The sequence below is a fragment of the Lapidilactobacillus achengensis genome, assembly GCF_003946655.1.
In the GTDB taxonomy this organism is placed as follows: domain Bacteria; phylum Bacillota; class Bacilli; order Lactobacillales; family Lactobacillaceae; genus Lapidilactobacillus; species Lapidilactobacillus achengensis.
On record NZ_RHOV01000020.1, the window covers coordinates 1 to 14,700 of the forward strand.

The window sequence follows — 14,700 nt, forward strand, 5'->3', positions numbered from 1 at the left end:
CGGAGAAATTCGGGGTGAGATCGCCGTGAAATTGTCCTTGGCGGCTCTGCCGCTTAGGACAAGGCCTGATTTTGAGACAAGCCGCGTCCTTTGCGGATTGGCTCAAAACAGCGCCCACAGCGAGCTCACCCCGAATTTCGCAGCGCAAGTCGTGGACATCATTGAAACGTGTTCGCCGACCTAGCTTCTTCCGCTTAGCCACGCAACTATTCTGGAGAAATAGACCGACCTCCAAAATCCTGACTAGGTTAATGCTCGAAGTCAACCTGTTGTGTTCCGCACTCAAAACGTGTTCGCCGACCCAGCTCCCTGCGCTTAGCTACGCAATTGTTCCGGAAGCAAAGTGCAGCTTCCAAAACAATTGCTAGGCTAATGCTCAGGAGCTACCCGGGTCGGTTCACACTCTGGCGTTGGTGGGCTGTTCACTCGTCAGGCGGAAGGTCGGGCTGGGGGTGAGTCAGCCGCGATATTATTGTTGGCGATTTATCGCCTACAATAAGGCCGAGCTTGAAGATTTTCGGTGGGTTCCCGAAAAGCTTCAAGTCGTGCCCGCAGCGTTCCACCACCCCCAGCCCGACCTGGAGCCCCACTACACCTGCCATCCACCAACGCCACGCTCAGCGCAAGCTGCGGGCATGCTACTTTTTTACAGGAAAAGCCGGGCTTTCACTTGTTAAAGAATAGTAAGTGTCAGATAATAAAGAAAAGGGGGTTCTGCTTATGGAAGCGACTGCGGCAAAAGCATTGATTGATCAAGGTATCGACGAAATCGAACGGGTAATCGTGGGCAAACGCGACATCATTCGCCTGACGATCACCACTTTCCTAGCTAACGGTCACGTGCTCTTCGAAGACGTACCCGGTGTTGGGAAAACGACTTTGGCTCAGACATTGGCCAAGGTCTTTGCAGGAAGTTATCATCGAATCCAGTTCACGCCTGATTTACTTCCCGGTGACATTACCGGTGTTTCGATCTACAACCGTCACGCGAACAGTTTTGAATTTCAACAGGGTCCGATTTTTGCCACCTTTGTGCTGGCCGATGAGATCAATCGGGCGACGCCGCGAACCCAATCCGCGTTGTTAGAGGCCATGGGTGAGCGGAAAGTGACCTTGGATGGGACGACCTACCCACTCGATGGGAACTTCTTCGTGCTGGCCACGCAGAATCCCAGTGATTATGAGGGGACCTACCCCCTCCCCGAGGCCCAAATGGATCGTTTTCTGATGCGGTTAAGTATTGGATATCCTGATAAACCTGCTGAATTGGCGATGTTGAATTTAGCCGATCAGTCGGCCACGCCACCGACAGCGCACGAGGTGATCACGGCGGAGCAAGTGCGAGAATTGAAGGAACAAGTTCAAAAGGTTCGCTTTGCGGACTCGCTTTTGGATTACTTGCTAAGCATTACAACGGCGACACGGCAAGATCAGCGAATTCGCTTAGGCGTCAGTCCCCGAGGCAGCTTGGCTTTGGCTGCGGCCGCTCGTGCCTATGCATTGACTCAAGGACGCGGCTTCGTACTGGCCGAGGACATTCAACGGCTGACCCCATTAGTTTTGGGACATCGCCTAATTCTGCAACCGGGGATCCAACTGACCAGCGACCAAGTTTTGGCCGATCTGCTCCAACAAATCCCTGTCCCCCTGACGAGGTGAGCCATGACTTTGCGTGGACATTGGCGTCATTGGCGCCGTAATTTAGGTTTAACCTTGATTTTGTTATTTTTCTGTCTGCTCGGCCCGATTTTCAATACGCCCACCAGTTGGTTGATCACTGATTTTGCGGGGGTAGCTTTGATTTTCAGCGGGTTGAGTTTGTTATGGCCGCTAGCCCGGTTGAAAATCACCACAGATCGACAACCGTTAAGAGCGCATTCCCATGTGCCGATCAGTCTGCTGCTTGAAGGTCCCGGCTTCTTCGCCAGCTTGGCGGTGCGCCAGGGCCAGCAGATTTACTGGCGGGGAGCTTATTACGGGCGAACCCGGCAGTTGATTTGGCCGAACCACTTAGACCGGGGGATCCATCAGGAATTGCCCTTGACGATACAGGCTTGGGATCTCCTGGGCATCGCCACCAAACAACGCCAGGTCCAACTAAGCCGGCCATTGATCGTTGGTCCCGCCACAGAAGCAGGATTGAGTCAGGCCTTACTTGATGGCTTAGCTGATTTCGTCCGTCGCGCCAATGCGGATGATACGACGCCTTCCTTTGATTTGGAATCCTTGCGTGACTACCGACCGGGAAATCCGCTGCATTCGATTGATTGGAAAGTTTCGGCCAGACGCGATAAGACCACCGTGCGCAAGAATCGTCCCGAGCAAAAGCCACAATGGGCAGGCGTACTGTTGGGCACACCTGGTCCCGCTTTCGAGGCACTCCTCGGCGCCTTTACAACCATCGATCAGGAAACCCATCTCTGGCAACGAGGGTTCTATCTAGGCACGAAGCCACTGATCCAGCCCAGTTGGACTCAGTTAGCGGCCTGGACGACCAGCACAGAATTGCCCACGCGGTTGCCCGACACCTTGGAACAAACCCCGGCGGTGATCGTTTTCAGCGCAACGCCGATGACCTTTGCTGCCGCCAGCGCTCACTTTCCCAAACAGAAATTGATCTTGGTTTGTGTGGCGCCAACCACCTTGACGATCAGCACCAATAAACAGCAAGTTCAATTGCAGTGGGAGGTGGCCTGATGACCCGCGTGCTTGAAAAAACCGGCCAGGCCGCTTGTGGTTTCTGGTTGGCTTATCTTTTCCTCAAAAGCTTTCTCGATGTTAACGAGATCGGCAATCAACAGATGCTCTGGTTCGCGTTGGGAATCATGGGTGCCTTGGTGTTGATCCTGTCCTTATTGCAAGTCCACTGGGCACCAACTTTACTGCTGGTGGTCATCATTCAACTGTTGACGACCTGGTGGCTGCTTCCCTATGACCAGGCCTTGTCCTGGGCCTGGGTCCAAACTTACGTCGGTCGGCTAAAAACAGCGATCACCACCTCATTGACCAGTGGCTCGGCCGAGTTGACGGCTACGCTAAGTGTGACCTTGGCACTGCTAGCACTGGCGTTGATTTTCATGTTAAGTTGCTATTGGTCAAGTCCCGAGCTCAGCGTTCTGATTGTATTCAGCTATTTATTGGCAGTTCATATTTTTAATGGGAATGAGCTGACCAGTGCAACACTCCAACTGGCCCTGATTTTCTGTCTCAGTCGCGCTTGGCGGCAATGGTGGGCCCCTAACCAAGGTAAGCGTTCTCTCACGCCGCTACTGCCAATCCTGCTGGTTTTAGCAGTTTGGGGCGCGACAATCCAATTGCCCGCGATCAACACGCAATTCGCCGCTTGGTCAGCCGATTTACGGAGCCAACTCAATCAAGTCGGTTTCTATGAAAGTATTGAACGGTACGCCCGTGGCGCCAGTCGGACGGGCTTTTCCGAGGATGATAATCAACTGGGCGGACCGCTTTACGATGATCCGACGGCCGTGGTCAAAGTTCGGGCAACACAACCGCACTATTTACGCATTCAGGTCAAAACCGACTACTCCGGTCAAGGTTGGCGTAGCCCCACGAATTCCCGCTGGGTCAGCGAAGATACCCGCGCAGTTCAACGTTATTTGGATGCGCCGCGAGTGATCAGTGACAGCGCCGCCACAGTTGACTACGAAAACAAGGCGGAAGCGGTGCGGCTAACCGCGCTGAACAACCAAGATTATATTGGCCTCCCCTATGGTCAGATCGAAATCGAAGCGATTGAACCAGGTTCGTTGGATAGTACGTTTTACGACAATTCTTCCCAGCGACTTTACGGCAATGCTAATGATGTTAAACAATTACAACTGGGTGTTCATGCGAAGAAAATCATCCCAACCGAACTAGCCGACATGGCCACCCCGACCGCTGGCGACTATACCAATGAACTGGCTTTACCTAGCTCGTTACCGGTTCGGGTCCGCCAATTAGCGGTCAAACTGACCGAGAAAATCCCCACCTATTATGGTAAAGTCATGGCGATCGAAGACTACTTGGCAGATTCCGCTGAATTGGTCTATTCTAAAATTGACACGCCGGCGCTCCCCAAGGGTCGTGACTATGTTGATTATTTCCTATTTGACTCTCAAGTGGGTTATTGTGACAACTTCTCCACCGCGATGGTCGTGCTACTACGCAGTATTGGCATCCCCGCGCGTTGGGCCAAAGGCTTCGCGCCGGGCACGGTTACCAAAACGCTTAGCGGTGATCAACGCGAATACACCGTGACCAACTCAGATGCTCACGCCTGGCCGGAAGTTTATTTCGGCGAATACGGCTGGCTTCCTTTTGAACCAACGCCTGGTTTTACCAATAGTGCCGAAGTGACCACGACTACCTCGACAGCAACGAACACGGCGAATTCAAGTAGTGTTAACAGCAATACCAGTAGTCGCGCCAGCAGCCGCAGTAAGTCCAGCTCCCAAAAGCAAACCGTTAGCAGCTCTGAGGACTCGGCCGCCAGCACCCGCCGCACTAAAATCACGTTTAACCTACCCGGTTGGCTGCAGTTAGTCATTTGGCCGGCAATCATCGCCTTGATCCTATTACTTTTGCCAAAAATGCGGCCATTGATTCTGTGGATCTGGGCCCGCCAATTCGCGCAAACAAATTTCAGTAAGTTCTATCGTTATAGTTTGCGCGGCCTCCAACCTTGCTGGCGGCGACCGGCGAGCCAGTCACTCAGCGCCTACGCCCAAGAAATCGATCAGCACCTTGGTCTCGCGGAAACTTTCAGCCAAATCACCGAAGTTTACCAAGCGCAAACGTTCGGCCAAGAGATCCGCGCCTTACCACCACAAGCGCTGCGCCAGTTCACCAGTGCCCTGTTACGGCGGAGCAATTGGCGCCAATTGATGCAGCAACACCATCATTGAACCTAAACCCGAAAACAAGACCAAAGCCGCTGGGGCTCACCACTCAACAAGATCTAACGATCCCATTGAGTACAGAGCCGCCAGCGGCTTTTTTTGATCATTACAAGGTACTGCCTGAACGCTCGTTGAGGTAATTCAGATTTGCGGAACCCGTAATGCTGTCTGGACTGAGTGGCTGAGGTTGGTCCAATCGCGGTCAGCATTTCAACCAGGCCGATTTTGATTCAGGCCTTTTGTTGGGACTGACGATCAACGCGCTGTTGGTAGTGGACCAGTAACTTGTCCAACAACCAGGCGTAAACGAAGCTGAAAATCACGCCGATCACTACCGCTTGCCAGCCATAAGTGACCAAACCCAGTAAGAGCACCACAAAATTTAAATCACGAATAATGTGGGCCACTGCCCAACGGGGTTGATGTTGATGGATGATCAAAGCCAGCACATCCATTCCCACCGTTGATGACCCGGCACTGAGACAACAGTAGTAACCCAGGGCGATCAACCCACAGGCCAAGGCCAGATCCACCGGAAGCACCGTCGTCAATTTCAGCGGTAACCACGAAAAGAAGGAAAAGCTACCTAAATAGCAGGCACTGCTGAACAATGATTTCAATAAAGTGGCCCGACCCAAGCCCAGCCAACAAATCAGTAGCAACAAAACGGTCAAGCCGTTGGTCAAGACCACAATATCCAATTTCGTCACCTTGGCTAGGACCAAGGCCAAGCTGGTAACTCCACCATTAATAATTTTGTCCGGCACCATCAATTTGGCATATGCAATGCCCAAAATGAGATTTCCGCCAAAAATTTTCGCCAACTTCGGCGCCTCTTGTTTCCACTTTTGCATGAATTGACCCCACACTGTTTTTAATGAAACTTGTTCGCCAGCCCAGCTAGGCTAATGCTCAGATGCTGCCCAGACCGGCTCGCACTCTCTTTTAAACGTGTTCACCGGCCTAGCTTCTTCCGCTTAGCTACGCAACTATTCCGGAGGCGTAGATCAGCCTCCAAAATAGTTGCTAGGCTAATGCTCAGATGCTGCCCAGGCCGGCTCGCACTCTCTTTTGGCGGGTGATTGCAGAAAGCGCTCACCGGCACAACATCCAACAGTATAGTCGATTCAAGCGCAGAAAGCTAGCACTGATCCAACGATCAGTGCTAGCTAAGTGGTGCTGTTCAGCGATGGCCCCGCACGCACCTGCTACGGTGCACGCGGTACGCAACGCTACTGGGCTTTCTTGGCCTCGGCCTTGATTTTAGCCAGTTTCGGTTGATAATCCTGCAACACGGTCTTGACGTCTTTACCTTGAACGCAAGTCTCTTGGAAGATATCGTTGATCAATTTATTCACGTCAGGCATGTAGGTCACATTCGGCAACGGCTGGGCAATCTTCAACGCCGCGTCGGTCGCTTGGTAATAAGGCGCCTGCCAGCCAGTCACGGTCCCGGTCACATCGGCGCGGAAGGATGGCCAGCCGTTCTTCTTGAGCAAAAGTTGTTGAACTTGTTTGGTTTCCAAATACTTGATAAATTTCAAGGCCGCCGCTTTATTCTTGGTACCTTTAACGACGCCTAATACCTCACCGCCTAAAGTTTTGACTTGCTCCTTTGGTCCCGCAAAGCCGGAAGTCGCTAGAATATCCTTCCGTCCGCCATCGCCAACAATGATGTTGGTGGCAAAGGGCCAGTTAGGCATGTAATAAACCTCATCCTTGGCCAAAAAAGTATTCGTGGTCGAGAATGTTCCCTTCAAAGTATCAGCGGACAGATAAGGCATCAATTTCTGTAAATAGGTCAAGGCTGTGACTGTGCCGGCATCGTTGAGATTCAACGGATCCCCACCGGCGCTCCGAATAAATTCGACTAGCTCGATCACATCGCCACTCATTTTGAAAGCGACGCGCCCAATGCCTTCCTTTGCTTTCAATGTTTTAGCGACGGTCAATAACTCGTCCCAATTCGTCGGTGGTTGAAGTCCGTATTTGTCGAATTTGGTTTTGTTGTAATAATTGATCTCCACGTTGGGCCGATAGGGCAAGAAGTAGGTCTTCCCGTTGAAAACGCCCACCTGCTTCTGAATTGGATAGGTGCTACTAGGAATTATTTTCGTCTGGTCACTGAGATCTTCCATATAACCGTCCGCGACCAGCTGGGCCGTTGTGTTCACATCTTGAGAGATAACATCAATATCATTCCGCTTCGCCGCCACCGAGGCCTGGAGCTTCTTCTCCACGTCCGCCGCTTCCATTTGGATCGCATTGACCTTGATGCCTGACTCTTTCTCAAAGGCCGGCAAAACATCTTGATTCATGACTTTCCATTCTTCATCGCTCAGGCCCATGGTTACATTCAAGGTGGACGTCGCCGTCTTCTTCGTCGGACCGCCACAAGCGACCAACAAGCTTAGGCTGGCCAACACGCCCACCCCAACTAACCCGCGCAACCAAATTTTTTTCTTCATTTTGTTTCCCCCCAAACAAAAAGTTTGTTACTTCACCGCACCGCTTAAATATTCTGATTTGAGATAACGCTGGAGCACGAAGGTGATCAAGATCACCGGCACCGCCAGCAAGGTTGAGTACGCCGCGGTTTCAAAGAAGCCGCCCCGCTGCACGTAATAGTAAACTTCCAAAGGTAACGTTTTCGTCGTCAGAGACAAATACAAGGCAAAAGTGAATTCATTCCAGGAGTTTAACCAAACATACATCGCCGCCACCGCGATTCCTTGCGCCGCCACGGGGAAGACCACGTAGCGCAGCGCCTGCATCCGATTGGCGCCATCGACCAAGGCCGCCTCCTCCAACGCTTTCGGAATCGCGCTGAACGTCGACAATAGGATCCAAGCCATGAAAGGAATCTCTTCGATCAAATGCGCCATGACCAAGCCGAAATCAGAATCCACTAGGCCCCATCTGGTGAAGGTAATGGCAATGGGCAACGCGATCCCCACCGTCGGAAACATTTTCGTGAAAAACAAAGCCGCGATATAACCGAAACGCACCTTGCGACTCAAGCGCGAAATCGCGTAGGAAGCCGGCGCGACGATCACGGTGGCCAACGCCATCGTCCCCGTCGCCACGATCAGGCTTTTCTCCAGCGGCGCCCAAATATTACCGGATTGAAAGACATCACGCCAATGAGAAAAGTCGAAATGATGGATCAAGAAAGTTGGATGTTGCGTCAATACTTCGCTAGGACTACTGATGGAAATCTTAAAGAGCAGATAAACGGGCATCACCATTAAGGTACTGATGACCGTGATCAGGATGATCCGCCCAAAATGTAACTTTCGTGTCGTCATCATGATCCCCCCTCAATTCTGATCCGCGAAACCCGCGCCCCTGTCCACAAATTTCAACCACAGCAAAGCAAAGGTCAAAATCATGGCTAACAGAATCGTCGAGGCCGCGCCGGAACCATTGGGATTATTCAAATTGTATTCCTGATAGGCGAAGGTAGCCACAAAGGGTACCGATTGGCCCACCAAAACCTGTGGCAACTCAAAAATCCGAAAAACATCTACGGCCCGAAATAAAACAGCCATGGTAATCGTCGGTTTTAACAATGGCAATGTAATTCGTCCCAGGGTTTGCCAGCGTGACGCCCCATCAATCGCCGCCGCTTCATAAATCTCGTTACTGATCCCCTCAAGTCCTGCTAATAGCAGTAAGACCAAAGTCGGCAGCACTTTCCAAGTATCCGCTAAGGAAATCACCAATAACCCTTGAAAGCCCTCGGTCAGCCATTGGACCGGCCGCGTGATCAAATGCAGCTTCAGCAATAGTTCATTGAAATAGCCTGACGTCCCAAAAATATAGAGGGCAATGATGCCTGACACAATCGTCGGAATCCCCATGGGCATCAGAACCAGCGAGCGCACAACCGCTCGACCATGAAATTTCTGTTTCAAGACATTAGCAATCACAAAGGCCAAAAACATTTGGATCGTTAAACTGATCAACGAGATGCCCGCAGTATTACCAATCGATTGAATGAAATCAGGTCGCTCGAACAGGGCCTGATACGTCGACCAAGAGAACTTGCCCGTATAGCGATCCTGGAACCCCAAGATCACAGTTTTGATCAGTGGCACTAAGGTGAAGCCCAGAATATAGACTGTCATCGGCAGGACCAACAATAATTCAAGATAATATTTCTTTAACCAGCGCATGGTACTTCCCCCTAATAAAACCGCGTGCCGGAAGCGCCTATCCCCCTCTCACGGCGTAATCGTGACGTTTTATCACCGTAATCGTAAAAGAAAACGCTTTATTTTTCAAAGATTATGTGCCAATTTTGCCAGTCTAACGACGAAAAGATGTCTAGACAGAGCGCAGCACAACGGGTTGACTTTGAGTATTCGCCTGGCAAAAGTAGGTTGGCCGCAGCTTGCGCTGCGCGTGGCGTTGGTGGTGGGCAGATGTGGTGGGGCTCCAGGTCGGGCTGGGGGTGGTGGAACGCGGCGGGCACGATTTTGAGCTTTTCGGAAACCCGCCGAAAAGCTCAAAACTCGGCCTTATTGTAGGCGATAAATCGCCAACAATAATATCGCGGCTGACTCACCCCCAGCCCGACCTTCCGCCAGACGAGTAAACGAACCACCAACGCCACGCTCCGCTCCAGCCGCTCTACGTTACAACAGCCGTTTGAGCACTCACGCCGGCTGGCAAGCTATGGTCAATTGATGGTGATCCACGCAACTGACGACCGTGGTTAGTGGTTACCAGCTTTGAATTGGTGACGCCAGAATAGTTTTCCTGATGAACTAAGGCAAGTTCTGGATGAATTAGCTGAATCGGTCGGTATCCTGCCAAGAATTGTTGAGGGAACTGGTAAAGATTTCCCGCCAACGCAAACTGTACCAACCGGCTATAATCCGCATCAGTTGATGTTGCCGCACCACCAAAAAAGGGCGATTGTTTTGACCACCACACTTACCAAACCACTTCGTCCGATGCGTCGCTCCGATTGCAGATAAGCTCAATTCTGCCTAGCAACCGCCTCAGGACGTGTGGCTCAGCGGTGAGATTATTCTTAGCGATTTATCGCTTAGAATAAGGCCTGATTTTGAGACAAGCCGCTGGGCTTGCGGCTTGTCTCAAAACAGTGCCCACCGCGTTCCAGCCACGACAAACGTCCTGAGGCGGTTGCGTCCCCACCAAACCCACCCACACCTGCAATCAGGCAATGCACTAACTCCAGAAGCGCTGCTTTACAAAAAAACAAGACAAAAAAACCGCCTACCCAACGGATAGACGGTCATTAGCTTCACAGGAAGCTAATTATTTTTTCAAGTTGTAGAAGCTGTTGATACCTTTGTAGTTAGAAGCATCGCCTAATTGTTCTTCGATTCTCATCAATTGGTTGTACTTCGCGATCCGATCAGTCCGGCTCATTGAACCAGTCTTGATTTGGCCAGCGTTAGTCGCAACAACCAAGTCAGCAATCGTTGTATCTTCAGTTTCACCAGAACGGTGAGAAACAACTGCAGTGTAGCCAGCTTCTTTAGCCATTTCGATGGCTTCAAAAGTTTCAGTCAAAGTACCGATTTGGTTAACTTTGATCAAGATTGAGTTAGCAACGCCCATGCTGATCCCCTTCTTGAGGTAATCAGTGTTAGTTACGAACAAGTCATCACCAACGATTTGGACTTTCTTGCCCAATTGTTTGGTAATTTCTTGCCAGTCTTCCCATTCGTTTTCGTCGATTGGATCTTCAACAGAAACGATTGGGTATTTGTTGACCAAGCCTTCGATGTAAGCGATGAATGCAGGTGTATCCATCTCTTCACCAGTTGACCAGCGTAATTTGTATTTCTTAGTTTCAGCATCCCATAATTCGGAAGCAGCAACGTCGATCGCGATTGAAATATCTTCGCCAGGCTTGTAGCCAGCTTTTTGGATTGCATTAACCAAGTATTCCAAAGGTTCTTCGTTGTTAGCGAAGTCAGGAGCGAAGCCACCTTCATCACCAACAGAAGTTGCTTTGCCGTCAGCAGCCAGCAAGCTCTTCAAAGCGTGGAATGTTTCTGCGCCCATCCGAACAGCTTCGTGAACTGACTTAGCGCCAACAGGCATGATCATGAATTCTTGGAAGTCGACCTTGTTGTCTGAGTGTGCGCCACCGTTGATTACGTTCATCATTGGTGTTGGCAACAAATGAGCGTTAGGGCCGCCAAGATATTCGTACAATGGTAAGCCAATTTCGTCAGCAGCAGCACGAGCAGCAGCTAAGGAAACGCCTAAGATCGCGTTAGCACCCAATTTACCTTTGTTAGGTGTGCCATCAAGCTCGATCATCGCTTGGTCTAAAGCACGTTGGTCTGTTGCGTCCATCCCGATAACTTCTTTAGAGATAACATCGTTAACGTTAGCAACAGCTTTCAAAACGCCCTTGCCACCAAAACGTGATTTGTCGCCATCACGCAATTCAACAGCTTCGTGTTCGCCAGTTGAAGCGCCTGAAGGGACGATCGCGCGGCCGAAGCCACCTAATTCAGTATAAACTTCAACTTCAACAGTAGGATTGCCACGTGAATCTAAAACTTCGCGGCCTAAAACATCAGTAATTACAGACATTTGTTTCGCTCCTTTTCTTTTTCCCGATTTATCGGCTTACATTCATTATAGTACCAAATTTTAGTGTTGTTTAACACTCCAAAGCGGCATTATTTTTGGTAGTTGACCAAGGCTAAAAATGATTCAGGAATCATGCTAGCACCACCGACTAAACCACCATCGATGTCAGGTTTAGCCATTAATTCCTGCACATTAGCTGGCTTAACAGAACCACCATATTGGATCCGAACGTTCTCAGCAGTTTGTTCATTATACAATGACTTCACGGCTTCACGGATCTCATGGCACATTTCTTGAGCTTGGTCAGAGCTGGCGGTTTTGCCAGTCCCAATGGCCCAGATTGGTTCGTAAGCGATCACTAATTTAGAAACTTCTTCAGCGGACAAGCCAGCCAAAGCAGCCTTGATTTGACCAACGACCCAGTCAACTTCATGGCCAGCTTCACGTGTTTCCAACGTTTCGCCACAGCAAATGATCGGCAACATTTTGTTACGGAAAATCGCTTTCGCCTTTTTGTTGATGTCTTCGTCAGTTTCGTGGAAATATTGGCGACGTTCTGAGTGACCGATGACCACATAGTCAACGCCCATTTCAGCTAACGCTTTCGGTGAAGTTTCACCGGTATAAGCGCCTTCGTCTTCAAAATAACAGTTTTCAGCGGCAACCTTTAAAGCAGAATCCTTGGAGAACCATACTAATGCGTTTAAGTCGATCGCAGGCGCAGCAATAACTGATTCAACTTGCGCTGGATCTGGTAATTGGCCTTTGATTGCTTCCAAGAAAGCCTGTGTTTCTTGAGGATTCTTGTTCATTTTCCAGTTACCGGCAATGATTGGTGTACGCAATATCTTTCACCTCAAAAATTATTTTTGGAAATTATTTCTCGGAAATAGCAGCGATACCTGGCAAGGTCTTGCCTTCCAAGTATTCAAGTGAAGCGCCGCCACCTGTTGAGATATGAGTGATCTGGTCAGCGATGCCTAATTGGATCGCGGCCGCAGCGGAATCACCACCACCGATGATTGTCGTGGCGCCAGTCAAAGCACCTAAAGCCCGACCAACTTCCAAAGTACCTTCGGCGTAATTGCTCATTTCAAACGCACCCATTGGGCCGTTCCAAACAACCGTCTTCGCGTCTTTCAAGATATCCTTGAACAACGTGATCGTCTTAGGACCGATGTCTAAGCCCATTTCGTTGTCAGGAATATCATCGCCAACGATTTCATGAGCGGCATCATTTGAAAAGTCAGTTGCGGCAACGTTATCAACTGGTAAAACCAGTTTGTCGCCAGCCTTAGCTAACAGTTCTTTCGCCAATTCAAGCTTGTCAGCTTCAAACAATGACTTGCCGATCTGGTAGCCTTTTGCCGCCAAGAAAGTATAAGCCATGCCTCCGCCGATCAAGATATGATCTGACTTAGGAATCAAGTTTTCGATCACGCCGATCTTATCAGAAACCTTAGCGCCACCTAAGATGGTCACGAAAGGATGAACTGGTTTATCAACGGCGGTGCCTAAGAACTTGATTTCTTTTTCCATCAAGAAGCCAGCAGCAGCAGGCTTGTTAGCAGCCTTCATCGCTGTGGCGATCCCCACGTTAGAAGCGTGAGCGCGATGTGCGGTACCGAAAGCGTCGTTAACATAAACGTCGCCTAAGGATGCCCAATATTCGCCTAACTTAGGATCATTCTTGGATTCGCGTTTGCCGAAATCATTGTCGATATCTTGGAAACGGGTATTTTCCATTAAGATCACATCGCCATCAGCCATTGCGTTGATCGCGTCTTCTAATTCAGCACCTTCATTGACCGGCACGAATTTAACATCCTTGCCTAACAATTCAGCCAAACGAGCCGCAACGGGACGTAAGCTTAATTTCTTCTTATCGTCGTCGCTCTTGATCCGGCCTAAGTGAGAAAGTAAGATGGCTTTGCCACCATTGTCGATTACATATTTGATCGTAGGTAAAGCGGCAACGATCCGGTTATCATTACCAATCACGCCGTCTTTGATCGGCACATTAAAGTCGACCCGGATCAAAACTTTTTTGTCTTTAACGTTAACGTCAGAAACGATTAATTTTGCCATTTGTGGACAACCTCCGTAAAGAATTCATGATAAAAGGCGAAAGGAGTCAACCTCCCTCCGCCTCAAAAAAATCGAAACTCTAAAATGTTAGCAAACTATTAAAGAGATGCGAATTTCAATAAAGTACGAACCATTTGGCAAGTAAAGCCGTATTCGTTGTCATACCAAGCAACAGTCTTAACCAATTGGTGATCACCTGAAGTTGTTACTTCAGTTTGAGTTGGGTCAAAGATTGAGCCGTAAGTTGTGCCAACAATGTCAGAAGAAACAACTTCGTCTTCGTTGTAACCGAATGAAGGGTTGTCGATCGTATACTTCTTAACAGCTTCGTTGATTTCGTCAGCGTCTTTAACTTTCTTGCCTAAGATTGCAACTAATTCTGTTTCAGAACCATCAGGCACACCAACACGTTGTGCATGACCTTGTAACTTGCCGTTCAATTCAGGTAATACCAAACCGATAGCTTTAGCAGCACCAGTTGAGTGAGGAATTGTGTTAACAGCAGCAGCACGGGCATTGCGACGATTGCCTTTACGGTCTGGGCCGTCAAGAATCAATTGAGTTGCAGTGTAAGCATGGATTGTTGTCATGGTACCAACTTCGATACCAAATTCATTGTTCAATGCTTGTGCGAATGGTGCCAATGAGTTTGTTGTACATGAGCCTGCAGATACAATTGTATCGTCAGAAGTCAAAGTATCATCGTTTACGCTATAAACGATAGTCTTAAGATCGCTACCAGCAGGAGCTGAGATCAAGACACGCTTAGCGCCGGCCTTCAAGTGAGCTGAAGCCTTTTCTTTAGAAGTGTAGAAACCAGTACATTCAAGTACGAAGTCTACGCCATCGTTTGCAACCCAAGGAATTTTGTCTGCTTGTGGTTCTGAGTAAACACGATATGACTTACCGTTAACAACGATTGAGTCTTCAGTCGCACTAACTTCAGCATCCAAAGTGCCATGAGTTGAATCATATTTCAATAAGTGAGCCAACATAGCTGGTGAAGTCAAGTCGTTGATTGCAACTACTTCGATTTCATTTGATTCAGCACCCAAGTCCAAAATACGGCGGAATGCCAAACGTCCGATACGTCCGAAACCGTTAATACCAATCTTTACAGTCATAC

The 14,700-nt window shown here is 49.5% G+C and carries 13 protein-coding genes; 4 read left to right on the plus strand and 9 right to left on the minus strand.

Translation table 11 applies throughout. The features are described from left to right. The 4 genes from EKM94_RS12475 to EKM94_RS09825 all read left to right on the plus strand — a co-directional run. A partial coding sequence (locus EKM94_RS12475; protein ID WP_164511191.1) for a hypothetical protein occupies positions 1–184 on the plus strand: 184 nt, incomplete at its 5' end. A gap of 536 nt (positions 185–720) precedes the next feature. Next, positions 721–1,659 carry an AAA family ATPase gene (locus EKM94_RS09815; RefSeq protein ID WP_125601176.1) on the plus strand — a complete coding sequence of 313 codons (939 nt, stop codon included), beginning with the start codon at positions 721–723 and terminating at the stop codon, positions 1,657–1,659. A gap of 3 nt (positions 1,660–1,662) precedes the next feature. Then, positions 1,663–2,697 carry a DUF58 domain-containing protein gene (locus tag EKM94_RS09820; RefSeq protein WP_125601179.1) on the plus strand — a complete coding sequence of 345 codons (1,035 nt, stop codon included), beginning with the start codon at positions 1,663–1,665 and terminating at the stop codon, positions 2,695–2,697. Further along, a complete protein-coding gene (locus EKM94_RS09825; protein WP_125601182.1) occupies positions 2,697–4,907 on the plus strand; it encodes a DUF4129 domain-containing transglutaminase family protein in 2,211 nt (736 codons plus the stop codon). Before EKM94_RS09820 ends, EKM94_RS09825 begins: the two co-directional genes overlap by 1 nt. 224 nt (positions 4,908–5,131) lie before the next feature. Here EKM94_RS09825 and EKM94_RS09830 read toward each other — a convergent pair whose 3' ends face one another. From EKM94_RS09830 to gap, 9 genes are all read right to left on the minus strand, one after another. After that, on the minus strand, positions 5,132–5,755 hold the full coding sequence (locus EKM94_RS09830) for a YitT family protein (protein WP_125601185.1): 624 nt from the start codon (positions 5,753–5,755) through the stop codon (positions 5,132–5,134). 378 nt (positions 5,756–6,133) lie between these two features. Beyond that, positions 6,134–7,369: an ABC transporter substrate-binding protein gene (locus EKM94_RS09835; RefSeq protein WP_125601188.1), complete on the minus strand. Its 1,236-nt coding sequence runs from the start codon at positions 7,367–7,369 to the stop codon at positions 6,134–6,136. A 27-nt stretch (positions 7,370–7,396) separates the two neighbouring features. Further along, positions 7,397–8,209, minus strand: a complete 813-nt coding sequence (locus EKM94_RS09840; protein ID WP_125601191.1) for a carbohydrate ABC transporter permease — start codon at positions 8,207–8,209, stop codon at positions 7,397–7,399. A gap of 12 nt (positions 8,210–8,221) precedes the next feature. After that, entirely contained in the window at positions 8,222–9,079 is an 858-nt protein-coding gene (locus tag EKM94_RS09845) for a carbohydrate ABC transporter permease (protein ID WP_125601194.1), read from the minus strand. A gap of 457 nt (positions 9,080–9,536) precedes the next feature. After that, positions 9,537–9,842: a hypothetical protein gene (locus tag EKM94_RS09850; RefSeq protein ID WP_125601197.1), complete on the minus strand. Its 306-nt coding sequence runs from the start codon at positions 9,840–9,842 to the stop codon at positions 9,537–9,539. Between the two features lie 348 nt (positions 9,843–10,190). Further along, complete coding sequence (gene eno, locus EKM94_RS09855) at positions 10,191–11,486, minus strand: phosphopyruvate hydratase (RefSeq protein WP_125601200.1); 1,296 nt, start codon at positions 11,484–11,486, stop codon at positions 10,191–10,193. An 89-nt stretch (positions 11,487–11,575) separates the two neighbouring features. Beyond that, on the minus strand, positions 11,576–12,331 hold the full coding sequence (gene tpiA, locus EKM94_RS09860; protein ID WP_164511192.1) for a triose-phosphate isomerase: 756 nt from the start codon (positions 12,329–12,331) through the stop codon (positions 11,576–11,578). A 31-nt stretch (positions 12,332–12,362) separates the two neighbouring features. After that, positions 12,363–13,574: a phosphoglycerate kinase gene (locus EKM94_RS09865; protein WP_125601206.1), complete on the minus strand. Its 1,212-nt coding sequence runs from the start codon at positions 13,572–13,574 to the stop codon at positions 12,363–12,365. A 98-nt stretch (positions 13,575–13,672) separates the two neighbouring features. After that, positions 13,673–14,698, minus strand: coding sequence for a type I glyceraldehyde-3-phosphate dehydrogenase (gap, locus tag EKM94_RS09870; protein ID WP_125601209.1), 1,026 nt, complete (start codon positions 14,696–14,698; stop codon positions 13,673–13,675). Between the last annotated feature and the right edge of the window lie 2 nt (positions 14,699–14,700).

Excerpts from the sequence above, each read along its gene's own strand:
- EKM94_RS09815 (WP_125601176.1), top strand. The coding sequence starts at position 721 with ATGGAAGCGACTGCGGCAAAAGCATTGATTGATCAAGGTATCGACGAA.
- EKM94_RS09820 (WP_125601179.1), top strand. The coding sequence starts at position 1,663 with ATGACTTTGCGTGGACATTGGCGTCATTGGCGCCGTAATTTAGGTTTA.
- EKM94_RS09825 (WP_125601182.1), top strand. The coding sequence starts at position 2,697 with ATGACCCGCGTGCTTGAAAAAACCGGCCAGGCCGCTTGTGGTTTCTGG.
- EKM94_RS09830 (WP_125601185.1), bottom strand. The coding sequence starts at position 5,755 with ATGCAAAAGTGGAAACAAGAGGCGCCGAAGTTGGCGAAAATTTTTGGC.
- EKM94_RS09835 (WP_125601188.1), bottom strand. The coding sequence starts at position 7,369 with ATGAAGAAAAAAATTTGGTTGCGCGGGTTAGTTGGGGTGGGCGTGTTG.
- EKM94_RS09840 (WP_125601191.1), bottom strand. The coding sequence starts at position 8,209 with ATGACGACACGAAAGTTACATTTTGGGCGGATCATCCTGATCACGGTC.
- EKM94_RS09845 (WP_125601194.1), bottom strand. The coding sequence starts at position 9,079 with ATGCGCTGGTTAAAGAAATATTATCTTGAATTATTGTTGGTCCTGCCG.
- eno (WP_125601200.1), bottom strand. The coding sequence starts at position 11,486 with ATGTCTGTAATTACTGATGTTTTAGGCCGCGAAGTTTTAGATTCACGT.
- EKM94_RS09865 (WP_125601206.1), bottom strand. The coding sequence starts at position 13,574 with ATGGCAAAATTAATCGTTTCTGACGTTAACGTTAAAGACAAAAAAGTT.
- gap (WP_125601209.1), bottom strand. The coding sequence starts at position 14,698 with ATGACTGTAAAGATTGGTATTAACGGTTTCGGACGTATCGGACGTTTG.